22 protein-coding genes and 1 pseudogene are annotated in these 24,284 nt (G+C 62.4%); 13 read left to right on the top strand and 10 right to left on the bottom strand.

Annotated features, from left to right (window positions below; genetic code table 11):
- Positions 1–143: 143 nt before the first annotated feature.
- The gene (locus MKZ91_RS02810) at positions 144–2,039 is read right to left on the bottom strand and encodes a L,D-transpeptidase family protein (RefSeq protein ID WP_336167729.1); all 1,896 of its coding nucleotides are present in this window, start codon (positions 2,037–2,039) and stop codon (positions 144–146) included.
- A gap of 98 nt (positions 2,040–2,137) precedes the next feature.
- On the opposite strand from MKZ91_RS02810, the gene MKZ91_RS02805 reads away from it, so the two are divergent.
- From MKZ91_RS02805 to MKZ91_RS02795, 3 genes are all read left to right on the top strand, one after another.
- Positions 2,138–2,419, top strand: coding sequence for a hypothetical protein (locus MKZ91_RS02805; RefSeq protein ID WP_336167727.1), 282 nt, complete (start codon positions 2,138–2,140; stop codon positions 2,417–2,419).
- A 100-nt stretch (positions 2,420–2,519) separates the two neighbouring features.
- The gene (gene fumC, locus MKZ91_RS02800; protein WP_442892180.1) at positions 2,520–3,941 is read left to right on the top strand and encodes a class II fumarate hydratase; all 1,422 of its coding nucleotides are present in this window, start codon (positions 2,520–2,522) and stop codon (positions 3,939–3,941) included.
- A gap of 190 nt (positions 3,942–4,131) precedes the next feature.
- Positions 4,132–5,202, top strand: coding sequence for a GGDEF domain-containing protein (locus MKZ91_RS02795; protein ID WP_336167723.1), 1,071 nt, complete (start codon positions 4,132–4,134; stop codon positions 5,200–5,202).
- 103 nt (positions 5,203–5,305) lie between these two features.
- Here the strand turns inward: MKZ91_RS02795 and MKZ91_RS02790 are convergent, their stop codons facing one another.
- From MKZ91_RS02790 to MKZ91_RS02780, 3 genes are all read right to left on the bottom strand, one after another.
- Positions 5,306–6,121, bottom strand: a complete 816-nt coding sequence (locus MKZ91_RS02790) for a M15 family metallopeptidase (protein ID WP_336167720.1) — start codon at positions 6,119–6,121, stop codon at positions 5,306–5,308.
- Between the two features lie 61 nt (positions 6,122–6,182).
- Positions 6,183–6,791 (bottom strand): pyridoxamine 5'-phosphate oxidase family protein, encoded by a 609-nt coding sequence (locus MKZ91_RS02785; protein WP_336167718.1) that lies wholly within the window; start codon positions 6,789–6,791, stop codon positions 6,183–6,185.
- 109 nt (positions 6,792–6,900) lie between these two features.
- The gene (locus MKZ91_RS02780) at positions 6,901–7,809 is read right to left on the bottom strand and encodes an alpha/beta fold hydrolase (RefSeq protein ID WP_336167716.1); all 909 of its coding nucleotides are present in this window, start codon (positions 7,807–7,809) and stop codon (positions 6,901–6,903) included.
- Between the two features lie 47 nt (positions 7,810–7,856).
- Here MKZ91_RS02780 and MKZ91_RS02775 point away from each other — a divergent pair, with 47 nt between their 5' ends.
- On the top strand, positions 7,857–8,339 hold the full coding sequence (locus MKZ91_RS02775) for a MarR family winged helix-turn-helix transcriptional regulator (protein ID WP_336167776.1): 483 nt from the start codon (positions 7,857–7,859) through the stop codon (positions 8,337–8,339).
- 13 nt (positions 8,340–8,352) lie between these two features.
- On the opposite strand, the gene MKZ91_RS02770 is transcribed toward MKZ91_RS02775, so the two are convergent.
- Complete coding sequence (locus MKZ91_RS02770; protein ID WP_336167714.1) at positions 8,353–8,727, bottom strand: DUF971 domain-containing protein; 375 nt, start codon at positions 8,725–8,727, stop codon at positions 8,353–8,355.
- Between the two features lie 244 nt (positions 8,728–8,971).
- On the opposite strand from MKZ91_RS02770, the gene moaA reads away from it, so the two are divergent.
- Positions 8,972–10,021: a GTP 3',8-cyclase MoaA gene (gene moaA, locus MKZ91_RS02765; RefSeq protein WP_336167712.1), complete on the top strand. Its 1,050-nt coding sequence runs from the start codon at positions 8,972–8,974 to the stop codon at positions 10,019–10,021.
- A 288-nt stretch (positions 10,022–10,309) separates the two neighbouring features.
- Here moaA and MKZ91_RS02760 read toward each other — a convergent pair whose 3' ends face one another.
- Positions 10,310–12,853, bottom strand: coding sequence for a methyl-accepting chemotaxis protein (locus MKZ91_RS02760; protein ID WP_336167710.1), 2,544 nt, complete (start codon positions 12,851–12,853; stop codon positions 10,310–10,312).
- A gap of 452 nt (positions 12,854–13,305) precedes the next feature.
- Here MKZ91_RS02760 and MKZ91_RS02755 point away from each other — a divergent pair, with 452 nt between their 5' ends.
- From MKZ91_RS02755 to mobB, 3 genes are read left to right on the top strand one after another with little or no spacing between them, the layout of a single operon-like run.
- Entirely contained in the window at positions 13,306–14,214 is a 909-nt protein-coding gene (locus MKZ91_RS02755; protein WP_336167708.1) for a DMT family transporter, read from the top strand.
- A 9-nt stretch (positions 14,215–14,223) separates the two neighbouring features.
- Entirely contained in the window at positions 14,224–14,889 is a 666-nt protein-coding gene (gene mobA / locus MKZ91_RS02750) for a molybdenum cofactor guanylyltransferase MobA (protein WP_336167706.1), read from the top strand.
- Positions 14,886–15,413 (top strand): molybdopterin-guanine dinucleotide biosynthesis protein B, encoded by a 528-nt coding sequence (mobB, locus tag MKZ91_RS02745; protein WP_336167704.1) that lies wholly within the window; start codon positions 14,886–14,888, stop codon positions 15,411–15,413. The genes mobA and mobB overlap by 4 nt, the downstream gene beginning before the upstream one ends.
- Positions 15,414–15,432: 19 nt before the next feature.
- On the opposite strand, the pseudogene MKZ91_RS02740 reads toward mobB, so the two are convergent.
- The 3 genes and pseudogenes from MKZ91_RS02740 to MKZ91_RS02730 all read right to left on the bottom strand — a co-directional run.
- A pseudogene (locus tag MKZ91_RS02740) lies at positions 15,433–15,549 on the bottom strand (hypothetical protein); the annotation flags it as partial.
- A gap of 201 nt (positions 15,550–15,750) precedes the next feature.
- On the bottom strand, positions 15,751–16,494 hold the full coding sequence (locus tag MKZ91_RS02735; protein WP_336167702.1) for a polysaccharide deacetylase family protein: 744 nt from the start codon (positions 16,492–16,494) through the stop codon (positions 15,751–15,753).
- Positions 16,495–16,658: 164 nt separating this feature from the next.
- A complete protein-coding gene (locus tag MKZ91_RS02730) occupies positions 16,659–18,980 on the bottom strand; it encodes an OmpA family protein (RefSeq protein ID WP_336167700.1) in 2,322 nt (773 codons plus the stop codon).
- A 414-nt stretch (positions 18,981–19,394) separates the two neighbouring features.
- Here MKZ91_RS02730 and MKZ91_RS02725 point away from each other — a divergent pair, with 414 nt between their 5' ends.
- From MKZ91_RS02725 to MKZ91_RS02710, 4 genes are all read left to right on the top strand, one after another.
- Positions 19,395–20,177 carry an ABC transporter substrate-binding protein gene (locus MKZ91_RS02725; RefSeq protein ID WP_336167698.1) on the top strand — a complete coding sequence of 261 codons (783 nt, stop codon included), beginning with the start codon at positions 19,395–19,397 and terminating at the stop codon, positions 20,175–20,177.
- Positions 20,178–20,346: 169 nt separating this feature from the next.
- The gene (locus tag MKZ91_RS02720; protein WP_336167696.1) at positions 20,347–21,150 is read left to right on the top strand and encodes an ABC transporter permease; all 804 of its coding nucleotides are present in this window, start codon (positions 20,347–20,349) and stop codon (positions 21,148–21,150) included.
- Entirely contained in the window at positions 21,147–21,977 is an 831-nt protein-coding gene (locus MKZ91_RS02715; RefSeq protein ID WP_336167694.1) for an ABC transporter permease, read from the top strand. The genes MKZ91_RS02720 and MKZ91_RS02715 overlap by 4 nt, the downstream gene beginning before the upstream one ends.
- A gap of 161 nt (positions 21,978–22,138) precedes the next feature.
- Positions 22,139–22,405 (top strand): usg protein, encoded by a 267-nt coding sequence (locus tag MKZ91_RS02710; protein WP_336167692.1) that lies wholly within the window; start codon positions 22,139–22,141, stop codon positions 22,403–22,405.
- Between the two features lie 123 nt (positions 22,406–22,528).
- Here MKZ91_RS02710 and MKZ91_RS02705 read toward each other — a convergent pair whose 3' ends face one another.
- Positions 22,529–23,254 carry a DUF2270 domain-containing protein gene (locus tag MKZ91_RS02705; RefSeq protein ID WP_336167690.1) on the bottom strand — a complete coding sequence of 242 codons (726 nt, stop codon included), beginning with the start codon at positions 23,252–23,254 and terminating at the stop codon, positions 22,529–22,531.
- Between the two features lie 202 nt (positions 23,255–23,456).
- On the opposite strand from MKZ91_RS02705, the gene MKZ91_RS02700 reads away from it, so the two are divergent.
- On the top strand, positions 23,457–24,284 hold the full coding sequence (locus tag MKZ91_RS02700) for a class I SAM-dependent methyltransferase (RefSeq protein WP_336167687.1): 828 nt from the start codon (positions 23,457–23,459) through the stop codon (positions 24,282–24,284).

Genomic DNA, 24,284 nt, shown 5'->3' with positions numbered 1-24,284 from the left:
CATGGCGTAAGCCAAGGCCCCCTTCTTTCTCTCCGACAAAACAGCCCGAACAAAAATGCCTGCCACAAAAACAAAAACCCGCCGAAAATATCGACGGGTTTGTCAGCGGTCTGAGGCCGCTCGACGCGGCCTTTTTTCTTTTGTCACCCTTCGGCTCGCCGCGCGTCTCGCGTCGCGTCGAGTGCCCGGTCCATGTACATGTCGCGCTCATAGACGTCGTTGAAATATTCGACCACGCCGTCCTTGTTCGGCCAGGCGGTGAAATAGGCGACGTAGACCGGCACCTTCACCGGAACCTGCAGCGCCTTGTTGCGACCGCCGGCAATCTCCTTGCCGACATCCTCGACGCTCGTACCGAGCACGGCCGCAGCCATCCGGCGCGGATCGGCAAGCCGGACGCATCCGTGGCTGAGCGCCCGGTTGTCGCGCTTGAAGAAGCTCTTCGACGGCGTGTCGTGCATGTAGATCGCATGCGCGTTCGGGAACAGGATCTTCAGCTCCCCGAGCGCGTTGTCGCTGCTTGGCGGCTGGCGAACGGCAACCGACGCGGTCGAACCGTTCCAGTTGACCGAAGACGACGGCACGGGACGCCCGCCGACCTCGACCTGGTAGCCCATGCGATCGAGATAGTTCGGATCGCTCCTGAGTTTCGGCAGCATCTCATTGACGATGATCGACTGCGGAACGCCCCAGTAGGGATTGACCTCGACGGTCTGGATCTCGTCCTGGAAGAAATAGGTCTGGTTCGTCTTCGAACCGACGACCACCCGCATGGAGAACTGCTCGGCGCCCTTGTCGGTATAGGTCGCGGTGAAGGCCGGCTGGTTGATGAAGACGTAGCGATCACCCAGTCCGTCAGGCAGCCAGCGCGCCTGCTCCATGGCGATCTCGAGCTTGTCGATCTTGTTCGAAACCGTGTCGCCACCGGTCAGGATGCGCAGCGACGCCTGGCCGACAACGCCATCTGCCTTCAGGCCATGTTCCTTCTGGAAGGCCTCGACGACAGCGACAAGTTCCGGCGTGTATTCCGGTGCTCCCTGGTAGGCGGCAAGCACGGCCGCGTGCTCGGTCTTCAACGTCTCCGAGCCCTTGAGGCGGATACCGGCGATGATGTTGGCAAGTTCGGGGTTGCTCTGGCCGGGCTTCAGAAGCGTGTCGGGCGCAATCTCGACCCGCTGCTCAACGCTCTTGTCGGCCCTCAGCTTCTCCAGCTCGACCGAAAGAGCTGCGAACTGTGCGCTCTTGGGGTTCTGATCGTTGAGCAGCGTCGCAACGTCGCCGCTTGCCGACATCTTGTCGAGCATCGGCAGAAGGTCGACGGACTTGCGCTTGAAATCGTGGTAGCCGGAAATCTTGTTCGGATCGATGCGGCCGCGCACCGTGTCCTGTACATAGGTAAGCGTTGCAGCCGAAAGCGAGATCTCGAACTGCAGCAGTTCCTTCTCGCGAGCGATCATGTCGCCGCGATCGAACGTATCGGCCGGCACGCTGACGGCATAGTCCTGCGGATCGAGGCCTACCTTGGCCGCATCGGCGAGAACCGCCACCGCAGCCTTCGCCTTGGAATTGACGCCTTCGGCGCCGATCCAGATGTAGTCCATGCGGGCGCCGTAGTGCGCCTCGACCGCCTTGGCGACGTCGCCGGTGGCACGCACGCTGATCTCGGGCAGGAACTGCCGCGCATCGGCAAGCGGCGTGCGCAGCATCGGCGGCAGCGCATCGTTGCGCACGGAACCCGTGACAACAGGATCAAGCAGCTTATCGGTGGAGATCCGGCGCAGCGGCTCCGCCTTGTAGGTGTAGTACTTGGGGCCCGTGACCTTCGGCAGCGGCTTGGCCCCCATGTTCTGCTGGGGATCGATCATCCCGCCCACGCCGGGCAGCACCTGATTCGGTTGGACCTGCTGGGCATCCGGCTTCTTTCGACCTGCCCGGATAAAATCCCCAAGCGTGAATGCCGCTGCCGGCCTGACATCCATGGTCGCAATCGCACAGCTGCCCATGAGCGCTACGACCGCTGCCGTCTTGATAATTCTCATATGAAACTACGTCCCCGTATCGCGTTGTCGCCGAATTCGGCTGAAGCCAGATTCTCGCCACGCCCTCGTGCACCGAAAGTTATAGAAAAGGATGGTGAATGAAAAGGAAACGCGCCGGCCTGCATCCGCTGCTGATCTCCTTTCAAAGCTCCGAGAACGCCTCATTTCAAAGACGTTCCAGCAGCCATAAAAATTTGATCCGAATGGATTTTATGTTTGGGAACTGTGTTTGGTCCCGCCGCGGCGCGTCATTGCCGCCACAAAAGAAGCCGGCGGCTGTGACTGAAACATCACAACCGCGCAAGGGCGCTTCGACCAGCCGAATCAGCTTCTTCCTGGCATCGATGCGCGCCGCGATCTTTCAAACGATTGTAGCATAGCCAGCCCCGCCACGCCCCTTTACAAGCTCCGGCCGGCGGGGCAGAGAGATGCCCGGCACCCTGGGAAGGCCCGCCGCTCGGCGCCCCTCGCCCAGGCTTCATGAACCGCATGATCAAGGCAGGTATCACGATGACATCGACGCGCACGGAAACAGATACGTTCGGCCCCATCGAAGTGGCAAACGACCGCTATTGGGGCGCCCAGGCCCAGCGCTCGCTCGGCAACTTCAAGATCGGTTGGGAAAAGCAGCCGGCTTCGATCGTCCGGGCGCTCGGCATCGTCAAGCAGGCAGCCGCCCGCACCAACCAGGCGCTCGGCCGGCTGGACTCCAACATCGCCGATGCGATCGTCAAGGCATCACAGGAAGTGATCGACGGCAAGCTCAACGATCATTTCCCGCTCGTCGTCTGGCAGACCGGCTCCGGCACCCAGTCGAACATGAACGCCAACGAGGTGATCTCGAACCGCGCCATTGAACTGCTTGGCGGCGTCATGGGCTCGAAGAAGCCCGTGCATCCGAACGACCACGTCAACATGAGCCAGTCGTCGAACGACACCTATCCGACGGCGATGCACATCGCTTGCGCCGAGCGCGTCATCCATGACCTGCTGCCGGCGCTCAAGCACCTGCACAAGGCGCTCGAGGCCAAGGTCAAGGCATTCGACCACATCATCAAGATCGGCCGCACCCACACGCAGGACGCAACGCCGCTGACGCTCGGCCAGGAATTCTCCGGATATGCCGCCCAGGTCGCCTCCTCGATCAAGCGCATCGAAATGACGCTCCCCGGCCTTTGCGAACTCGCCCAGGGCGGCACGGCCGTCGGTACCGGCCTCAACGCTCCGGTCGGCTTTGCCGAAAAGGTCGCCGAAGAAATCGCCAAGATCACCGGCATCGCCTTTACCTCGGCGCCGAACAAGTTCGAGGCGCTCGCCGCCCACGATTCCATGGTCTTCAGCCATGGCGCGATCAACGCGACGGCCGCCGCCCTCTTCAAGATTGCCAACGACATCCGCTTCCTCGGCTCCGGCCCGCGCTCGGGCCTCGGCGAACTGTCGCTGCCGGAAAACGAGCCCGGCTCGTCGATCATGCCCGGCAAGGTCAACCCGACCCAGTGCGAAGCCCTGACCCAGGTCTGCGTCCAGGTCTTCGGCAACCACGCGGCGCTCACCTTTGCCGGCAGCCAGGGTCATTTCGAGCTCAACGTCTTCAACCCGCTGATGGCCTACAACTTCCTGCAGTCGGTGCAGTTGCTCGCCGATGCGGCCGTGTCCTTCACCGACAACTGCGTCGTCGGCATCGAGGCGCGCGAAGACAACATCAAGGCGGCGCTTGACCGCTCGCTGATGCTGGTGACGGCCCTTGCCCCGAAGATCGGCTACGACAACGCTGCCAAGATCGCCAAGACTGCGCACAAGAACGGCACCACGCTGCGTGAAGAAGCGGTCGGCGGCGGTTACGTGACGAACGAAGAGTTCGACGCCGTCGTCCGCCCGGAAACGATGATCAGCCCGGCCTGATCCATTCTGATACACCGCGGCGCCATGGTGGCGCCGCGGTCTGAAGTCGCAATTCCGCAACAAACCGGCCAAAAAAGCCGCAAACGATCAAGCGGCGGCACGCGACGGCGGCAAATATTAAGACTTCGCAAATCATTTGCCCCTAAAAATCATAACCCGTAAGCACTGATTAATATTAGGGGGTTTGCACATGCAAACGGCAAACTCGGGCAAATCGCAGACGCCCGATATCGCAGCGCAAGTGACCCATGCCATGCGCATGATGGGTGTCGCGCCAATCCCCCGCAATTACGAGCTCTATTACGAAGCCTATCTCGGCTCCAACCCGCAGTTGTCGAAAGAGCTTGCAGCACTCGGCAGCCGCGCGACTCAGGAAGAGCTGGACGCAATCGGCGCCCAGTATTTCAGCCATATCCACCGTTCAAACGGTATCGAGCGCGCTCACACAACGCTTGCCGCCAAGCTTGCCGAACTCGTCACCTTGCTGAAGGACGAGCAATTCGCACTCGAGAACTACAACAAGGTTCTCGACGAGGCCTATGTCAACATCGTCAGCAAGAGCGCGTCCAGCGCCGACCTGTTGCGCCATGCCATCGGCATCCTGACCGAGGCGACCGCCGAGACGATGAGCCAGGGCAAGGAGCGCGTGCAGACGGTCGTGCAGAAGTCCTTCGAGATGGAAGTCATCCGACAGGAACTCGACGAGTACAAGCGGATCGCCAACACCGACTCGTTGACCCGGCTGGCCAACCGCCGCGCCTTCGACGACAGCCTGGCTGCCGTCTATAACAACGATCACCTGAAGAACTTCACCGGCCTTCTCGTGGCCGACATCGACCACTTCAAGAAGGTCAACGACACCTTCGGTCACCCGGTCGGTGACAAGATTCTTGCGACCGTCGGCGGCGTGCTGCGCGCCAACCTGCGTCGCGAGGCCTTCGTCGCCCGCACCGGCGGCGAGGAATTTGCCATCATCCTTGGTGACAGCACCCAGGAAGAATGCCTGCAGATCGCCGATCGCATCCGCACGGTGCTCGCCGCAACGCCCTTCCGCAATTCCAAGACCGGCGTCAACTACGGCCCGATCACGCTGTCGGTTGGCGTCTGCATGGCAACCGCCGCCGAGGATCCGGTCGATCTCTACAACAAGGCGGACATTGCGCTCTATTCGGCCAAGAACGCCGGCCGCAACAAGACCGTTCTCTTCGAAGACGGCATGCGCAAGGAATCCGGCCGCAACTGGCTGATCTACCGGCGCTGAGCGGCCCCATTGGCATCGGCAACGTAGACCAGGCGCCCTCCCGGGCGCCTTTTCGCGTTCGGGCCCCAGTCGTCTCTGCGGTCAATCCACGACCGCCCGCCTGTTATTGGCGGCAAGCGTTCGCGCCAGTGGCCTGCGCAATCGCGATCAGTTCCGGCCGGTACTCGAAATGCATGGTGTCGAAGTGATACCAGCGGCCACCCCAGATGAAACCATGGCGCTCGAAGATCTCGACGATCTCCAGCGGATAGCGGTTGCGATAGGCGGATGTTCCCGCCTTGGCTTTGGCGTTGGCCTTCCCCGCCCAGCGCCAGTAATCGGCAAAATCGGTGTTGATATCGATGGCTGCGCCAAAACTGTGAACGGACAACGTTGCCGTGCCGGCAATCGGGCGCCAGTTGAAGGTGCCCGCACTGGGCACGACAAAGCGCTTGAGTTCCGGGCGTCGAGCAAGCTCGGCCTCGACCGCCTGCAGAGACTTCGCAGCACCGTGCCGCCTGGTCACCAGCAGCCGTCTGCCGAACCAATCGACGCCGACCAGATCGCGCTTCACCGCAGCAGCGCTGCCGCCGTAAAGCCGTTTCATGAGTGCCTCGCTGCGGATGCGCCCCGGGTCGAAGTTGACCGGCGGCGGTTCCGCACAGCGGCCGAGCGGGTAGATCTGCGACAGGCTGTCTTCGATATCGGCAGCGGCAAGTTTCTCCGCGTGGCTCTTGCGCTTGCCGTCGTCGATGACGAGCGCTGGTCCGCCGTCGCGCAGCATCAGCGCATTACCGTCCATGCGTTCGATCGCATCCGGATAGGCCTTGGCGAGCAGAGCCAGTCTGTTCGCGAGCGCCGGTTCGGCCGACGCCTTGCCGACCACGGCCAAAAACAGGAAAAGGATCGTGCAGGCACCTGCCAGACCTTGCCGCCGCACCCGCACCTCCACGCCTGCGCACCGCTGAACCGGGCAGCAGAACCTGCAGCCCTGCGCGAGCTTACCACATCGTCTTGGAAGCGCGCTCCGGCCATTCGCGGTCATAGGTCTCGCGATCGAAATCGGCCTTGGCCGCCTTCAGCAAGGTGCCCGGCGTTGGCAGCGATGCAGGATCGAGGAAGCGTTCGGGGTTCCAGAGCTGCGCGCGCATGACGGCGCGGGCGCACTGGAAATAGACCTCGCCGATCGTCACGACAATCACGCTGCGGGGATGTTTGCCGTCGACCTCGAAGCTCCCCGTCAATTCCGGATCGACGCTGAGGACCGCCGTGCCGTTGATGCGCATCGTCGTGTTCGAACCCGGTATCAGGAACATCAGCGCCACCCGCGGATCGCGAACGATGTTGGCCAGCGAATCCACGCGGTTGTTGCCGCGCCAGTCGGGCAAGAGCACCGTCTCGTCGTCGGCGATCCGGACGACGCAATCGTCATCGCCGCGCGGCGAACAGTCGAGCCCCTCCGGCCCGACGGTTGCAAGCGCGCAGAAGGGCGAGGCCTCGATCATCTGCCGGTATTCCGCCGTCAGCGCCCTGGTGACCTTGGCCACCGATGCCTCGGTAACACCGCCATAGAGCGCGTTCAGTTGTTCCACCGATGTGATGATCGACATGCCGTCCTCCAATGCTGCCTGATGCCCGGAATCTGCGGGTCGATCCAAGGCTCGAGCGAGCCTTCGACCGATAGCATGACAGTCTGATGACGGCAGCAACGAAAAATGGTCAGGCGGCGGCTTTTTGACCTTCCGCGTGTATGAAGGCATTGATCCGATCGATCACGGGTGCTGCCGAAACGATGCGCCGATGCCCGAAGCCGTTTGCCCAGTACATTTCGACATTCGGCCCGGCCGCCGCGTAACGGCGCGCGTGTTCGGCGTCGACTTCCTTGTCGTCTTCGGCATGGACGATCAGTGTCGGTACCGCGAGCATGCCAACGATCTGCGCTGCGTCGAAAGCATCCAAGCGCCGGCCGGAAAGCCGTTCGACGACGCCTTCGAAGGCATCCTGCGTCTTCGGTGCAAGACGAAGAACCTTTCCGAACCCTTTGAAAAGCCACGTCATCTCGCTTGGTGCGCCGATCAGCACCAGCTTTTTCGCCACGTGGCTGCGCACATCACAGACGATACCGCCGGCCGCGCAGGCAAGGCTCCCGCCGCCGAAGGAATGGCCGACGCTGACGTCGAAATTGCCAAAATGGCGCCAGGCGGCGTCGATCGCCCTGACAGCCGCAGGCATTGTCAGCGTGCGCCCCGGCGAGCCGCCATGGCCCGGCCAGTCGAGCGTCACCACCTCGGCGCCACCCTTGACGAGACCTTCGATCATCGCGGCGAGATAGTCGCTGCTTGATCCCCAGCCGTGCACCAGGAGAACACGCTTTGCATTGGCGGCATGGCGCGGCGCCGCGAACCGGCGGGCCAGCACCCAGCCGCCAGCATAGGAAAGCGTCACCGGTTGCCCTTGGGCAATGACAGGCGCCGCTGCCGCGAGCGCCGCCCTTTCCTTGGCATTTTTCGGCTTGCGACCGGGCGTGACGCTGAAGAGCCTGAAGGCGAGCCTTCCGGCCGCCTCGGGGGAAAACACCGCAACGCCCCTTAGAGCGTTACGGATGACCTTGATCGCAAAGGATGCCATAGTGGGAATCTCTTCATATGTTCAATGCTGAACATAATTGTACAACGATGAACAAAAATCAAGTGACGACAGAACACCATTTTCCCTGGGACCATCCCCGCTTCCGCAGCTGGATCGCCGTCGCTCGCGCCTGCCAGCTCATGCAGCAGACGGTGACTCGCGAGATCGCCCATCTCGACATCAAGCCGCCGCATCTCGACATCCTCATCAATCTCTACCGCTTCGACGGCATTTCGCAGCAGGAACTGGCGCGAAAGCTGCTGGTTGGCCGTTCCAACATGAGTATGCTGCTGCCGCAGCTGGAGAAGCGCGGACTGATCCTGCGACGCGGCGACGAGAAGGATAAACGGGTGCTCAGGCTGTCCCTGACGACCGAAGGCCGCAGCCTGACCGAGGCTGCCATGGAGATCCACACAGCGCTGATCGAGAGATTGCTGGACGACGAGTCGCTGGAAGACTGCATGGTGGTCACCCGCTCCATGGAGCGGCTGATCGGGATGTTGCTAAAGGACGAGGACGAACTGGCCTGACGCCGCGCCGACGTTAGCGCGGCTTTTCCGTCTTGTCGCGTGACATGCCCTTTTCGGCGAGTTCCTGCTCGTACGCGGCAAACAGCTCTGCACCCTTTTCGCCAAGTTCGTGCAGATAGCTCCAGGTGAAGATTCCGGTATCATGGAGATCATCGAAGCCGATGCGCACGGCGTAGTTGCCGGTCGGCTGCACCGAGACGATCTGCACGTTGCGCTTGCCGGGCACCGTCACCCGCTGGCCCGGCCCGTGCCCCTGCACCTCGGCGGACGGCGAGAGCACGCGCAGCATTTCGGCCGAGAGATCGAAGGATGCGCCATCGTTGAAGGTGACGACAAGCCGGTGGCGGTCCTTCGACACACGCAGCTCCGTCGGCCAGAAATCACTCATCTCACCTGCTCCTGTTTGCCGATCGCGGGGCGCCGCAGCGTCCGCGGCCCTTTGAGACATGGCGACATCTTTATTTGCCATGTTCTATCCCTCGATCAGCTCTGATATAGCGACACTCCATGCAGTAGCGCAGAAATCGCCCGACGAGAATTACCCGTCTTTTCCGATCAACACTTTGCGACAGTATGCGCCTTGACGCGGCCATCCTCAGTGACGACATTGAAAGGGCTGGGAGAAAGACGTTTTGAACACAGCCGCAATTGACAGGATTGGCGCTCTGCCGCTTCAGCAGAAGACAGCCCCGATGATCGACCCCTTCGGCCGAGCAATCACCTATCTGCGCGTGTCCGTCACCGATCGCTGTGATTTCCGTTGTACCTATTGCATGGCCGAGCACATGACCTTCCTGCCAAAGAAGGATCTGCTGACGCTCGAGGAACTGCAGCGGCTCTGTTCCGCCTTCATCGGCAAGGGTGTCCGCAAGCTCAGGCTCACCGGCGGCGAACCGCTGGTGCGCCGCAACATCATGTTTCTGGTGCGTGAACTCGGCCGGGAGATCGAAGCCGGGCGCCTCGATGAACTGACGCTGACCACCAACGGCTCGCAGCTCGCCAAGCACGCGGCCGAACTTGCCGATTGCGGCGTCAAGCGCATCAACGTCTCGCTCGATACGCTCGACCCGGCCAAGTTTCACCAGATCACCCGCTGGGGCGATCTCGGCAAGGTGATGGAAGGCATCGACGCTGCCCAGGCCGCCGGCCTGAAGATCAAGATCAATGCGGTTGCGCTCAAGGGCTTCAACGATCAGGAAATCCCGAACCTGATGCGCTGGGCGCACGGCCGCGGCATGGACCTGACCCTCATCGAAACCATGCCGATGGGCGAGATCGAGGAAGACCGTACCGATCATTACATGCCGCTCTCGGAGATGCGGCAACGGCTTGAAGAGACTTTCACCTTCGCCGACATTCCCTACCGCACCGGCGGCCCCGCCCGCTATGTCGAGGTCGCCGAGACTGGCGGCAGGCTGGGCCTCATCACGCCGATGACGCATAATTTCTGCGAAAGCTGCAATCGGGTGCGCCTGACCTGCACCGGCACGCTCTATATGTGCCTCGGCCAGAACGACGCCGCCGACCTGCGCACGGCACTCAGGGCCTCCGATGACGACGCCTACCTCAGCCAGGTGATCGACGAGGCAATCGGCCGCAAGCCGAAGGGCCACGACTTCATCATCGACCGCGACCACAACCGTCCCGCCGTCGCCCGCCACATGAGCGTCACCGGCGGCTGATCGCTCAGCAATACCAGATCTGGAAAAACAACCGGCAGGCGGCCCCTCAACCGCCTGCCGGCACCTTCTCCCTCGGCAAGCGGGGAGAAGGGATGTGGGGCACACGATCGTGTCCCCACGTACCTCCGCGTGGATGTTGCGGCGATTTGGGCTTTGCGGCTATCGCGTAATGCATGTCAAACCGCGGGGCGCGTTCCCTCTCCCCGCCAGCCGGGAGAGGGTTGGAGCAAGGGGCGACGTCAAAGGCGACAGGGGGCGGAGAACATGCCCCCCATCACAGTTCGTTCCTCAGGCCGCGTAGCCGACGCGGCCGTGCCCGTGTGCACCGATACCGTCAGTTCCGGTCCGGAACCGTTCGATCTTCTCGTTAAGCGCCTCCACCTGGCGACGCAGCCCGTGGATCTCGGCGGTGTTCTCCTCGACCATGGCGGCGTTCTGCTGGGTGATCAGCTCGACCTCGTGGACGGCCGAATTGACCTCGTTGAGGCCGGTATACTGGTCGGCCGCCGAAGCCTCGATATTGCTGACGAGGTCGTGGATCGTGGTGATGTGGCTGTTGATGACGGTGAGCGCATTGCCGGTCTCCTGCACCAGCGCGACACCGCTTCTGACCTGGGCCGAGCTTTCGGAGATCAGGCCCTTGATCTCGCGCGCAGCACCGGCGCAGCGCTGGGCGAGTTCGCGAACTTCCTGCGCCACCACGGCAAAGCCGCGTCCAGCCTCGCCTGCCCGCGCCGCCTCGACGCCGGCGTTCAGCGCCAGAAGGTTGGTCTGGAAGGCGATCTCGTCGATGACACCGATGATCGTGCCGATCTTTTCCGAGGAGCGGTTGATCTCGGCCATGGCGTCGATCGCCTTGGCAACAACCTGCCCGGAATGCTGGGCATAGGAATTGGTCTCGCCGACCGAAACCGTGGTCTTGCGCGCACTTTCGGCCGTCGCGCGGACGATGTCCGTCAACTGCCTGAGCGCACGCGAGCTTTCCTCAAGGGCGGCCGCCTGCTGCTCGGTGCGGCGCGCGAGATCGTCGGCGGACGCCGCAAGATTGCCCGTGCCGCCGGTGATTTCGCCGGTGACGACACGCACGTCGGCAAGCGTTGCTCGAAGCGCCTCGACGGCATTGTTGTAGGTGCGGGCCATGATCACGTAGTCGGCCGGCAGGTCCTCGGCCATGCCTTCCTCGAGATTGCCGTCGGCAAGCGCCGCGAGGACGTCAGACAGCGCGTTCAGCGCGTGCATCTGCTCGGCCTCGATCCGGGCGCGCTCGGCGGCGCGGCGCGCCTCCTCTTCGGCCGAAAGCGCCCGTGCGGCTTCGGCCTCGCGGCCCAGGCGCACATTCTCGACGGCATTGTCGCGGAAGACGGCGACCGAGCGCACCATGTCGCCGATCTCGTCGCCGCGATTGCGGCCCTCGATTGCGACGTCGAGATCGCCATTGGCAAGGCGCGTCATCGTCTCGGTGACACGCTTCAGCGGACCGCGCAGCGTCTCCACCAGCATCAGGCCGCCGATGATCGCAAGCAGCGTACCGGCAACCATGGCGACGATCGAAACATCGGCGGAACGCTGGCTGTCGGCCTTGCCGGCTTCCTGCGCGCTGCTGACGAAGCTCTCAAGCGTCGTGCTGGCACCGGCGACCAGGGCCGAAGCTTCCGCCTTGGCTGCTTGCCAGCGCGCACCGACATCGATCAATGCCGCCGTGCCCTTGTCGATGTTGTCGAGCGAAGGTCCGAGCTTGGCGGGCAGGTCGCGAAGGGCGGCATTCTTGCCACCGAGCTCGCCGAGCTTGCCCGACGTCTCGCGAACCGCCTTGAGATCGGCCTGGACGAGCTCGCGGTTCTCCTCGTCAAGCTTGCGGTGCAGTTCGCTGATGTGCAGCCGCGTGCTGTCGAGCCCCTTGAAGGTATCGCCCATCAGAGCGATCAGCGCCTTCAGTTGCGAAATCTCGGCATCCATGCCGACGAAACGCTTGGCCGCCGTGTCCGAATTGGCTGCCGCCTGCTTGGCGAAGTCCGCCTCGTACTTGGAGAACTTGCTGAGGATCGGAACAAGCGCATTCTTCTTCGCTTCGTTTTCCTCGGATCCGGCAAGGATAGCCTGCACCTTCAGCGCCTGTTCCTTCACCTCTGCAATGGGCTTCTGCACCTTCTCCGAGGCGATCTTCTCGGCCTCGCCGATCTGCTTCAGGAGATGCGGCAGCAGCTTGCCGGCCTGATCGACCTTGGCATCGGGATTGACCGCCATCGTCACCGGCAGGCGGAACTTCTTGATGCGCTCGGCCAGCCCCTGATAGGCGGCGGCATCAAACAGCAGCGCCTTGGCGAAGGCTTCCTTCTCGCCGGATTCCTTGCGGATGATGTCGATCTGCTTGTAGGCGCCATTGCCCTGTTCGGTCATGTCGGCGAGCGCTGCCTCAAGCGAGGTCGTCACCTGGTCCTGCTCCACCTTGGTGGCCCAGAGCTTGTCCGTCTGCGCACGCATCGCCTCGCCGAGCGCGAGCACTGACGCGATCTCCGCCTTGTCCTGATCACGCGTCAAAAGACCGTCGAGCGCCTTCACGCCGCCTTCCTGCTCGTCGATCTGGCTCGACAGGCTGGCGCGCGTATCCTCGCTCGGCGCATCGGCAAAGGCCTGCAGCGCGCTGCGCAAAGCCTGGAAATCCGAGAGGTTATTGATGGTTTCGCGCGTCACGGTCATGTGGCCGTTGAGCGTGCGGGCCGTGAAAAAGCCAATGAGACCAATGCCGGCAATCAGCGCCACGAGCGGAACCACGAACAGCAGAACCTTTGTGACGATGCGCAGGCGTTGCAGCAGGCGATCGATGAAAGACATTGCGCACCCCGAACTATTCTTATGGGAAACAGGCCCGCGCGGCGGCTTCGCTTTGTGGAAGCAGCGGTCTATGTGCGCCGTAGCCTCTCCCTGGCTTCGGCAAGCACCTCCGGAATGGCCACCCTGCAAGGGTTCAACCCGGCCACCCCGCCGATCGCGTCATGCGAATGGATGCGGAATTGAGGCGACGATAGGCAGCGAAACTTAAGATTCCGCGAATAAACTCAAGTGCGTGAGCGGTCGTTTTACCCGCAGGCGGTAGTTTTTTCGGGCGTTGGTTTCAGTGTCGCCGGATCGCTCTACTTGAAACGCAAGAAAACCACCCGCCGCATGCGTTCCCATTTGCACAAACCGGCGGCCAATGCTTAAACATTGAGCGAGATCCACCCCGGATTCGCCTCCCCATTCGTCGGCAGGCCAAGGCCCTTGCCCGGCGCCGCAGGACAGCACGCATGCAATCCTCCACCAATTTTCGCGGCATTATGTTCATGTGCCTGGCGATGATCACGTTTTCCTGCAACGACGCCCTGGTCAAATCGGTGACCGGCGCCATGAATGTCGGGCAGATCATTTTCGTGCGCGGCCTGCTGACCACGCTGATGGTGGTCCTGGTCGCCCTCTATTTCCGCGCCTTCCGGCCGCTCGGCACCTTGATGAAGCCGGTCATCCTGCTGCGCATCGCCATGGAGGCGCTGGCCTCGATCACCTATATCTCCGCGCTTGGCCAGATCCCGCTCGCCAATGCGTCAGCGATCATGCAGGCGCTGCCGCTCGCCGTCACGCTCGGCGCCGCCCTGTTTCTCGGTGAACCGGTTGGCTGGCGGCGCTGGACGGCGATCGTCGTCGGCTTTATCGGCGTGCTGATCGTTCTGCGGCCCGGCCCGGAAGGGTTCACCCCGGCAGCGCTGACCGTGGTCGCCTGCGTTTTCGTCACCGCCACCCGCGACCTCTGTACCCGCCGCATCGGCCATGACGTCCCGTCGCTTTATATCACCGTGTCGACTTCGCTTGTGACCACGCTCGTCGGCGCCGTGCTGATCGTGCCGATGGGCGGCTGGCAACCGATGTCGACGACGACACTCAGCCACATCGCCGCCGCCAGCGTTCTCCTGATGCTCGGCTACCAGACGATCGTGCTGGCAATGCGCGCCGGCGATATCTCGGTCATCGCGCCTTTCCGGTATACCAGCCTGATCTGGTCGATCGCGATCGGCATTTTCTTCTTTGCCGAATTGCCGGATGCATGGATGCTTGTCGGGGTTGCGGTCATCATCGGCTCGGGTCTCTATACGTTCTATCGCGAGACCCGGCGCGGCCGGAAGGCCGTCGCCCAGCGATCGTTGACCGGCCCGCTGGAATAGGAACCCTCGATGATCGATGCCCCCACTACCCTGCCAATCGGCATGCCCCTGCCCGCCGTCGTCCTGGCCGGCGGATTGTCGCGTCGCATGGGAAGCCCGAAATCGTTCCTCACGCTTGGCGGCCGTCCCATGCTGTCGCGGGTCGTCGAACGGCTTCAGCCGCAGGTCACAGGCATCGCCGTCAACCTCAATGCTGAACCGGGCGATAGCGTGCCAGCCGGGCTGCCGGTCATTGCCGATACGGTTGCAGGCTATCTCGGGCCGCTCGCCGGTGTGCTCACGGCCATGCGCCATGTGGCCGCAACGTCACCCGAGTCATCTCATGTCCTGGTCGTTCCAACCGACACGCCGTTTTTCCCGACCGATCTCGTGGCCCGCCTTGCCGGGGCAATGACGCTGCGTCAGCAGATTGCCGTTGCGGCATCCAATGGCCAGATGCACCCGCTGTTTGCCCTCTGGCCGCTGGCACTGGCGGACGATCTGGAGACCTTTCTGACCAGCGATCCGAAGCGTCGCGTTCGCGCCTTCATCGAGCGCCACCCCTCGGTAACCGTCGACTTTCCGCTTGTCGCGACGGCAAAGGGCGCATTCGATCCGTTCTTCAACGTCAACACGCCGGATGATCTGAAAGACGCAGAAACATGGCTGAGCCATTTCAAGGACGACAACGCATGACCGCCATGAAGATCTTTGGCATCGCCGGCTGGAAGAACTCTGGGAAAACCGGGCTGATGGTCCGCCTCGTCAGCGAGTTCACGCGGCGTGGTTTTGTCGTCTCCACCGTCAAGCACGCGCACCATGATTTCGACATCGACAAGGTCGGTGCAGACAGCTACCGCCACCGCGAGGCCGGCGCGCATGAGGTGACGATCGTCTCCAACAACCGGTTCGCGATCATGCATGAGCTGCGCGGTGGGCCGGAGCCGAGCTTCGAGGATATCCTCGCCCGGCTCGCCCCGTGCGATCTCGTTCTCGTCGAGGGCTATAAACGCGAGCCGATCCCGAAGATCGAGGCCCGTCGCCTGGAATCGGCAAACCGCGAACCGCTGGCTCCCGGCGATCCCTACATCTGCGCGATCGCCGCCGACCACCCGGTTGCCGACAGCGCGCTTCCGATCTTCGACCTGGATGACACCGTGGCGATTGCCGATTTCGTCGAGAAGGTCACTGGATTGCAGCGCAAGGAAGGCGCTCGCTGAACGCGGCGCGGAATCGCGGTCACTCCTTCGGCAGCGCATCGAGCGCTTGGCGCGCCTGCGCAAACCCTTGCGCGGCCGCCTTTTCATACCATTGCTTCGCCAAAGCGAGGTCCTTCTTCACGATCCCACCGGCAGCATAGGCGTACCCATGGTGAACTGAGCCTGGGCATAGCCTTGCTCAGCCGCCCTCCCGAGGCAAACCGTTCAACCGGAACGCTAAGCAACGAAAGGTTGATTCGCCATCGGGTTCCGATGTGGCGACGCGAGCGCGCGCCCCGGTCGAGCGAAGCGCGTCCGGAAATGGCCAGATGTTTTACCGCTCAGCCGCCGTTCGCGGTCAATTCGTCGCGCCGACGGTCATTTCGTCCGGAATGTCGTTCAGGCGCACGAAGCTGTAGCCCTTCGCCTTGAGGTCGAGAATGCCGCGGGCGACGCCGGCGCCGGCGGAATGGGTCGGCTGGTTGATATGGGCGATGATGACGTCGCCGTCCCTGGCGTTGCGGATGCGCTTTTCTGCGACGGCAGCGCCAAGCAGCGAGCCGCCGTCGCCATTCACCGAGTAGCCGGCGATGCGATAGCCCATGGCACGGATCTCTCTCATCGACGAATGGGTGTATTTGGCAGTCGCGCGGCGAAACCAGCGTGGTGCCGGCAGGCCCTGCGCCTTGATCGCCGTTGCGCCACCCTCGACTTCGGCGGCAACCGCCGCTTGCGAACCGGCCGCCGCAAGACCGTAGACCGAGACCTGCACGTCGATCGGCGGCACGTGCATGGCACCATGATCCTCGATTTCGAAGAGATCAGGATGCGCCTTCATCACCTCGACCACGAGACCATTGCGCTTCAGCCACCGCGCAGTCACGAAGATCGTCGCCGGAATGTGGTTGTCGACCAGCGTACTGAGGATGCGCATGTCCGTCGCACCGCTGCAGGCATCAAGCGTCAGCGCGACGCGCGGCGCGCTGCCTTTGCCACCCGGATTGGCCGGCAACCGCAGGTCGGGCTCCACAAGTCCGGGTGCGGCGACGGCCTGCTGGGCTAGGAGGACAACGGCGAGAAACGGCAGGGCAAAGGCTTTCATGGCAATCCGGGGAGTGAAATGAGGGAGGAGCTTCTACAAACGACAGAAACCCGCCTTTTGCGAGGCGGGTTTCCAGGATTGAGGCGGGCAGCCCTGCCCGAAGCTGGATCAGCCCCGGGCGACTTTTGAGCCCTGCGCGACTTCTTTACCGCTGCGCGAAGTTCTTAGCGCTGCGCGACCGGGCGGACCAGCGGCGTGACGCGGCGAATGGTGACGCGGCGGTTCTGCTGCTCGGCGTCCTCGGTGCGAACCTTGAGGAAGCGTTCGCCGTAGCCCTGGGTCACCAGGTTTTCGGCGGGAATGCCGTAAACCTCGGTCAGCAGGGAGGCAACCGATTCAGCGCGCTGGTCAGACAGGACCAGGTTCGAGCGATCGGAACCGACGGCATCCGTATGACCTTCGATGAAGAAGGTTTCACCCGGATCCTTGGCCAGCACCTTTTCCATGGCGGCTGCAACCTTGCGCATGGTCTTGGCCTGCGACATCGACACTTCCGCACTGCCGGTCGGGAAGGTGATCGTGTCGAGGTCGATACGACGAACCTTGTCGCGCAGGCGGGCGGAGTGGCGCACCTCGTCGATGGAGTAGACGCGCTCGACCTGCTCCACCGGCGGTTCGGCGAGGAACTCGTAGTAGTCGCGGTCCGGATCGTCGGAAACGTCGGCGATGTAGTCACGCACGGGGATGCGCAGGCGCATCGGCGGCAGTTCGTAGCCGACGTCGATGATGGCAGGACGCGGACCTTCGTCACGCTCGGGCGCGTAGATCATCAGGTACTCGTTGCCGTCACGATCGACCCGCGAGCGCTGAAGGATGTCGCCATAACGATTGTAGACGGTGACGATCCGGTAGCCGCCCGGACGCAGGATGGTTTCGCGGGTACGACCGCGCGGAAGCTGGTCGTAGTAGGTCTCTTCAGCATCGTGACGCAGGCGCGGACGATCGTCGCCACGCACGAAGATCTGGTCGCCGACGCCGAGGATGACGCGGTTGTCGACCTGTTCAACGACCTTCACTTCGGTCACGTTGTTGGTGATGTTGTTGACCGTCGTGTTGTTGTTGATCACCGTGTTGTTGATGACGGTGTTGTTGACGATATTGGTCGTCTCCGGAACCGCAAAGACCGGCACTTCCTCGACACGGGTGCCCTTCTCGTTGAGGTTCGCTTCGATCTTCTGCGGCAGGTCGGCGGGGATTTCCGCTGCAATCGCAGCCTGGGCTGCGGCATCGTCGGCCGGCGGCGCCACATCTTCTTCCTGCGCACGCAATTCTTCGCGCAGTTTCTGGCGCTCCTCGCGTGCCTGATTGCCGCCGGTGTTGTCCGCGTCCTTGTCGCTGTCGAGCACGGCTGCACCGTTTTCGATCGGCAGGACTACGGTCTCGTCGGTGGCGGCCGGATCTTCGGCGATCTTCACCTTTTCTTCTTCGGTGCGCGTGTCGACGACTTCCGGAACCGGCTGCTGTACTTGGGGCTGCTGTTCGGTGGGCTGCTGCTCGGCCGTTGCCGGCTGCTCCGTACCCGGCACGGGCTGGCCTTCGCCGGTCTGCGGCTGCTCGGCGCCGGGCACCGGCTCACCTTCGCCGGTCTGCGGCTGGGGCTCTACGGCAGGCGCTGTTTGGTCACCGGCCTTTTGCTCCTCGGTGGTCACTGGCTGTTCGGCCGTGCTGCCACCTTGTGGCGGGCAAGCGATCGATGCATCCTGACCTTCCGGAACGACGCAGCCGTCGGGCTGGGCCTGCTCGGCAGCCTTCTGTTCTTCGGCAGCCTTCTGCTCTTCAGCAGCCTTCTGCTCTTCAGCCGCCTTCTGTTCTTCGGCAGCCTTCTGCTCTTCGGCAGCCTTCTGCTCTTCGGCGGCCTTCTGCTCTTCAGCGGCCTTCTGCTCTTCAGCGGCCTTCTGCTCTTCAGCAGCCTTCTGCTCTTCAGCAGCCTTCTGCTCTTCGGCAGCCTTCTGCTCTTCGGCAGCCTTCTGCTCTTCAGCGGCCTTCTGCTCTTCGGCAGCCTTCTGCTCTTCGGCAGCCTTCTGTTCTTCAGCAGCCTTCTGTTCTTCAGCAGCCTTCTGCTGTTCGGCCGCCTGGCGGGCAGCTTCCTCTTCAGCGGCCTTCTGCTGCTCGGCAGCCTGGCGGGCGGCTTCTTCTTCAGCGGCCTTCTGTTGTTCGGCAGCCTGGCGGGCGGCTTCTTCTTCAGCGGCCTTCTGCTGTTCGGCAGCCTGGCGGGCAGCTTCCTCTTCGGCAGCCTTCTGCTGTTCAGCCGCCTGACGCGCAGCTTCCTCCTCGGCAGCCTTCTGCTGCTCGGCGGCCTGACGGGCGGCCTCTTCCTCGGCCTCGCGCTGCTTTTGCAGCAGCAGCTCTTCGTCGGACTGACCGCCGCCTTCCTGCGCAATCTCGAACGGCTTCATCAGGCTGTCGGCAACGGCGGGTGGCACCGCAACGGACACCGACAGCACTGGCAGCGCGACGGTCGCAAAAAGTTTGGATCGAATCGACATTAGTCTTCCTTCCTCTTCCTGGGAGGTCCTGGTCCGCATCCTGTCTCCGGCAGATGAGACGCCGAGGAATCGAACGCGAACGCGAATTCGCAAGGGCCTTGATGCAAGGTTCCGGCTTTTTTGTGTTGACCGCAAAACGCGTCACCGACGCAACGCCGGACTGCAGCATCAGTTCCCGCATAACGGCTAGCCAAACCAAGATTAACCGCCGCTGAACGCGCCATTCATGTTCGATCGGCCGGGAAATGCACAATCATCGGTGGAATCGCGCTTCCCGGTGGGCACCTTCGCTTTCCTGTTGATTTTTACAGGAAAAGAGTACGAATATCGCCGCAACCGGCGGCAAACGCCCCGGCCGAAATTGGCATCCGTGAAGAAAAAAACACCGGATGTCGACCAACAGAGAGGACTATCATGCGTATTTCCAAGCGGCTGGCAGCCGCCGCATCGGCTGCCGTTTTCGTGCTCATGGCAGGCTCGGCCATGGCCGACGGCGAAAAGGTCGTTATCGGTACCGAAGGCGCCTACCCGCCCTTCAACAACCTTGAGGCGGACGGCACGCTGACGGGCTTCGACATCGACATCGCCAAGGCATTGTGCGCGGAAATGAAGGCCGAGTGCACCTTCGTCACGCAGGACTGGGACGGCATCATTCCGGCGCTGATCGCCAAGAAGTTCGACGCCATCATCGCATCCATGTCGATCACCGCCGAGCGCAAGGAAAAGGTCGACTTCACCAACAAGTACTACAACACCCCGCCGGCAATCGTCGTGCCGAAGGATTCGCCGATCACCGAGGCGACGGCAGCCGCTCTTGAAGGCAAGGCTCTCGGCGCTCAAGGGTCCACCACCCACTCCAACTATGCCGAAGCGCATATGAAGGGTGCAGAAATCAAGCTCTATCCGACCGCTGACGAGTACAAGCTCGACATCGCCAACGGCCGCATCGACGCCGTCATCGACGACGTCGTCGTTCTCTCCGAATGGCTGAAGACCGCTGACGGCGCCTGCTGCAAGCTGCTCGGCACCCTGCCGATCGACCCGGTCATCAATGGCGATGGCGCCGGCATTGCTGTTCGCAAGGGCGACGACGCGCTGCGCGAAAAGTTCAACAAGGCGATCGAGGCGATCCGCGCCAACGGCAAGTACAAGGAAATCAACGAAAAGTACTTCCCGTTTGACGTTTACGGGAGCTGATTGACCGGTTCCGGCGCGATTTCCTAGTGAATCATGCCGGAAAAACGTCGGTTGATGCGAAAAATGCAACGGCGGACGGCTTGCCCTTCCGCCGTTTTTGTTTGACAAGAACCTAAAACAAAAGCGCGATCGATACGCATAAAAACAGCGCAAAGGGGAAATCTCTGACATGAGCGGGTTGTTTGCCGGCTTCTATTCCATCCTCTCCTGGATCGGATCAATCATCGATCCATTCTGCGGCCCGGTCGGGGTCTTTCGCTGGTTCGCCTCCGGCACATTGCTGGCCTGCGGCGACACCGGATGGGGCGATGACATCGCCCACGGCTTCGTCGTTACCGCGAGCCTTGCCATCGCCACGCTGCCCGTCGGCCTGCTGATCGGCTTCTTCATTGCGCTCGGCAAGCAATCCGAGGAGCGCACCGTCCGGCTCGCCTCCAACATCTACACCACGATCTTCCGCGGCCTGCCCGAGCTGCTGACGCTCTTCATCGTCTATTACGGCCTGCAGATCCTGGTGCAGCAGTTGCTGGCAACGCTTGGCTATGAAGGCCCTGTCGAGATCAATGCCTTCTTTGCCGGCATGATCGCGCTTGGTGTCGTCTTCTCCGCCTATTGCTCGGAAGTGCTGCTTTCCGCGTTCAAGGCCATTCCGCACGGACAATACGAGGCCGGCGACGCCCTCGGTCTGCACCGGGGCCGGACCATGCGCCTCGTCATCCTGCCGCAGCTCGTGCGCATCGCGCTCCCCGGTCTCGGCAATCTGTGGATGGCGCTGCTCAAGGATACCGCGCTAGTCTCGGTCGTCGGCCTGACCGACATCCTCCGTCAGACCGGCGTGGCTGCCCGTGTCACCAAGCAAGCCTTCGAATTTTACGGCGTGGCCTGCGTGCTCTTCCTGATCCTCGCGATGCTCTCGTCGATCGTGTTCTCCTATATCGAACGCCGAACCAAACGTGCGGAGATGGGCCGATGAGCGCCGTTGCAACGATGATCCCGCCCCAGGCGCCGCCACCGGTTCCGCCGAAACCCTATACGCTCACTCGCTTCGTCGGCAGCGTCGCGCTTGGCATCTGGCTGGCGCTCGGCGTCGGCATCTTCCTGACCGTCGTCGGCGGCTGGGATCCGGAGAAGTTTGCCAGGTACGGACCGCGCTTCCTCAACGGTCTCGGCGTCACGCTGACGCTGGTGGGCCTGTCGATCGTCATGGGCGCCATCCTGTCCTTGCCGATTGCGTTCGCGCGCATGTCGAAAAACAAGGTCCTGTCGTGGCTTGCCTATGCCTACGTCTACTTTTTCCGCGGCACGCCACTGCTGGCGCAGCTGTTCCTGATCTATTACGGCCTCGGCAGCTTCCGTCCGCAGCTTGAAGCGGTCGGCCTGTGGTGGTTTTTCAGGGAAGCCTGGAACTGCGCGATCTTCGCCTTCACGCTCAACACCGCGGCCTACCAGGCGGAAATCCTGCGCGGCGCGATCGAGAGCGTCCCGCGCGGCCAGCGCGAAGGTGCGGCCGCCCTCGGCCTGCCCGAGCGTGTCGCCTTCTGGAAGATCATCCTGCCGCAGGCGATGATCGTGGCGCTGCGCCCCTATGGCAACGAGATCATCCTGATGATCAAGGGCTCGGCGATTGTCGCGATCGTCACCGTCTTCGACCTCATGGGCGAAACCCGCTATGCCTTCTCGCGCACCTTCGATTTCCAGATGTATATCTGGGCAGCCATTCTCTACCTGATCATGGTCGAGATCCTGCGTAACATCTGGAACTTGCTCGAAGCGAGGCTGACCCGCCACCTGAAGCGGTAACCCCAAGCGCTCAACTGAAGAGGCTTAGCAGCACTCCCGCAACAGTGCTGCTAAGCCTCTGTTATTTCACACAAAAGTTTCATTTCGAATTAATATTAGCACTTGATTAATAAATCAAGCGTTTCATCATAGAGACCACCTTTGCGAGAAGTGAGGTCCAGATGACGAACGAAATGGAACTTCAGCTTAAGGGCTACGGCCTGACGACGGCCCAGATCCTCTACCACATGCCGGATCACCCGACCTTCCTGCAGACCTATATCTGGCAGCACTACGACCTGGCGCCGGACTTCCCGGAGATGCGCAGCTTCCTGAAATTCTGGGAAGAGAAACTCGATGGCCCGCTGCACTCGGTGCGCTATGTGCACCGCAAGCTGATCTCGGCCACCGAATGGCGGGCGCTGAAGGGCGAGTTCATTCTGCATTGAACGCGGCAGCCCGACGTTGACGACGTCGAAAGGACGCTCATTAGGCGGCGTGTAGCGATGGCCTCAAGCGTTTGATTGCCATTTGCTTGGATGCGAAGAAATCTGGCCCCAGCGCCAAAACCGTCAAACATGCACCTCCCCGTGCGCCAGTTCCCCTTCCTTCGGCTCCCTGTGCAGTGAACCATAGGCCACCAGCCCATAGAACAGCGCGACAGCAACGATCACCGGCCAGCCTGGGACGGGACCGAGGCTTGCATGCTGGGCGACGTCGGCCCAGGACCGAACATGGCCGAAGGGCTCGCCGTTGGTGGAAATCTTCGGCGAAGAGATCTTCAGCGCCCAGGCCAGCAAAAGGATCAGGTACATCCAGCAATAATTGCGCTGCAGCCGCCGGCAGAGCGCTTCGCGGTAGCTCATCAGGAAGGCTGGCTTGCGCAGGCTCTTGGCGATCGATGCGGCCCAGTTGAGGTTCGCCGCACCGTCGGGTGCGAGAATCTGGGCGAAGTAGCCGCGTTCGAGCTGGCGCACACGGGCGCGGTAGACATCGAAGAAGCGGTAGCGCCGGGCCTCGATCAGGAGCAGCAGCGTGATCAGCAGCATGGCGAAAAGCAGCACGCCGTGATGCGACGATGGCGTCGACAGCGATACCGAAAGCAGGGCCGCAACGACGGTGATCGCCCAGTTTGAAGTCCGGTCGATGCGGTCGCGCCACCCGGCCATGCGCCCCATCTCGCCGCGATAGTAGTGAACGATCGCATTGATCTGTTCTTGTGACGACTGCGGCAAGGGCGGGCCTTTCGCCTCCTTGATCTCCGCGCTGATGATCAACGGACCGAGTTCGGCGGACATCGGCATTCCTCCCGTCTTTTCTTATGCTTGGATGATGACTCCTTTCCTCCTGCCGATAAATCCCGACGGCGTCGCAGGACGGCGTTTTTCGCTCAACGGGCGCATGAAATCCTGGCTCTTTTCCGGATATCGATGGATATCCGGCGGCAAAGGAACACCGACGACGATTGCCAAAGCCAGGCTTCGGACGTAAGAAGCGCGCATGACCCAGAAGAGCACGAAAATCGACGAGGAAGCGCTGGCGGAAGCCTATAACCGCGCTCTTTCGCTAGAAAAGTCCGGAAACTTCGACGCGGCTGCCGACGCCTATCAGGAAGTGCTGGCGCTCGACCCGGAGGACCATGGCGGCGCCGCCGTGCGGCTCGCGTCGATGGGACGCGGCGAAACGCCGGTGAAAGCGCCCGATGCCTATGTCGCCACCCTCTTCGACCAACACGCCGAGGTGTTCGACAACGTGCTTGTCGACCAGCTCGGCTATTGCGTACCGCTGCTCGTGCGCCAGCGCCTGCAGGCACTCGAGCTCGGTCCCTTTGACCGCGTGCTCGATCTTGGCTGCGGCACGGGCCTGACCGGCGGCGCGCTGCGTGACATGGCCGACGACATTACCGGCGTCGACCTGTCGGAAAACATGGTCGAGATCGCCCATGAAAAAGACCTCTACGAGACGCTCTATGTCGCCGAAGCAGTCGACTATCTCGACGACAATGACGACGAGCCCTTCGACCTGATCGTCGCCACCGACGTGCTTCCCTATATGGGCGCGCTGGAGGCGCTGTTCTTTGGCGCCGTCGACAACCTGGTGCCCGGTGGACTGCTGATCTTTTCCAGCGAAACGCTGCCTGCAGAAACCTTTGCCGGCCGCGACTTCATGGTCGGCCCGCATCAGCGCTTCGCCCATGCCGAGAGCTACCTGCGCAACCGCCTGGCCGCCACCGGCTTCGAGATCGTCGAAGTCGGCGACATCACCGTGCGCATGGAAGAAGGCGAACCGATCGCCGGCCATCTGGTGGTCGCGCGCTTCAAGCCCTGA

This window comes from Ensifer sp. MJa1, assembly GCF_037026475.1.
Taxonomy (GTDB): Bacteria; Pseudomonadota; Alphaproteobacteria; order Rhizobiales; family Rhizobiaceae; genus Ensifer.
This window is presented reverse-complemented; position numbering and strand designations above follow the sequence as displayed.

Bases quoted from the DNA above. Each gene is read 5' to 3' on its own strand.
- MKZ91_RS02810 (WP_336167729.1), bottom strand. From the start codon at position 2,039: ATGAGAATTATCAAGACGGCAGCGGTCGTAGCGCTCATGGGCAGCTGT.
- MKZ91_RS02805 (WP_336167727.1), top strand. From the start codon at position 2,138: ATGAAAAGGAAACGCGCCGGCCTGCATCCGCTGCTGATCTCCTTTCAA.
- fumC (WP_442892180.1), top strand. From the start codon at position 2,520: ATGAACCGCATGATCAAGGCAGGTATCACGATGACATCGACGCGCACG.
- MKZ91_RS02795 (WP_336167723.1), top strand. From the start codon at position 4,132: ATGCAAACGGCAAACTCGGGCAAATCGCAGACGCCCGATATCGCAGCG.
- MKZ91_RS02785 (WP_336167718.1), bottom strand. From the start codon at position 6,791: ATGTCGATCATCACATCGGTGGAACAACTGAACGCGCTCTATGGCGGT.
- MKZ91_RS02780 (WP_336167716.1), bottom strand. From the start codon at position 7,809: ATGGCATCCTTTGCGATCAAGGTCATCCGTAACGCTCTAAGGGGCGTT.
- MKZ91_RS02775 (WP_336167776.1), top strand. From the start codon at position 7,857: ATGAACAAAAATCAAGTGACGACAGAACACCATTTTCCCTGGGACCAT.
- MKZ91_RS02770 (WP_336167714.1), bottom strand. From the start codon at position 8,727: ATGAGTGATTTCTGGCCGACGGAGCTGCGTGTGTCGAAGGACCGCCAC.
- MKZ91_RS02760 (WP_336167710.1), bottom strand. From the start codon at position 12,853: ATGTCTTTCATCGATCGCCTGCTGCAACGCCTGCGCATCGTCACAAAG.
- MKZ91_RS02755 (WP_336167708.1), top strand. From the start codon at position 13,306: ATGCAATCCTCCACCAATTTTCGCGGCATTATGTTCATGTGCCTGGCG.
- mobA (WP_336167706.1), top strand. From the start codon at position 14,224: ATGATCGATGCCCCCACTACCCTGCCAATCGGCATGCCCCTGCCCGCC.
- mobB (WP_336167704.1), top strand. From the start codon at position 14,886: ATGACCGCCATGAAGATCTTTGGCATCGCCGGCTGGAAGAACTCTGGG.
- MKZ91_RS02735 (WP_336167702.1), bottom strand. From the start codon at position 16,494: ATGAAAGCCTTTGCCCTGCCGTTTCTCGCCGTTGTCCTCCTAGCCCAG.
- MKZ91_RS02730 (WP_336167700.1), bottom strand. From the start codon at position 18,980: ATGTCGATTCGATCCAAACTTTTTGCGACCGTCGCGCTGCCAGTGCTG.
- MKZ91_RS02725 (WP_336167698.1), top strand. From the start codon at position 19,395: ATGCGTATTTCCAAGCGGCTGGCAGCCGCCGCATCGGCTGCCGTTTTC.
- MKZ91_RS02720 (WP_336167696.1), top strand. From the start codon at position 20,347: ATGAGCGGGTTGTTTGCCGGCTTCTATTCCATCCTCTCCTGGATCGGA.
- MKZ91_RS02715 (WP_336167694.1), top strand. From the start codon at position 21,147: ATGAGCGCCGTTGCAACGATGATCCCGCCCCAGGCGCCGCCACCGGTT.
- MKZ91_RS02710 (WP_336167692.1), top strand. From the start codon at position 22,139: ATGACGAACGAAATGGAACTTCAGCTTAAGGGCTACGGCCTGACGACG.
- MKZ91_RS02705 (WP_336167690.1), bottom strand. From the start codon at position 23,254: ATGTCCGCCGAACTCGGTCCGTTGATCATCAGCGCGGAGATCAAGGAG.
- MKZ91_RS02700 (WP_336167687.1), top strand. From the start codon at position 23,457: ATGACCCAGAAGAGCACGAAAATCGACGAGGAAGCGCTGGCGGAAGCC.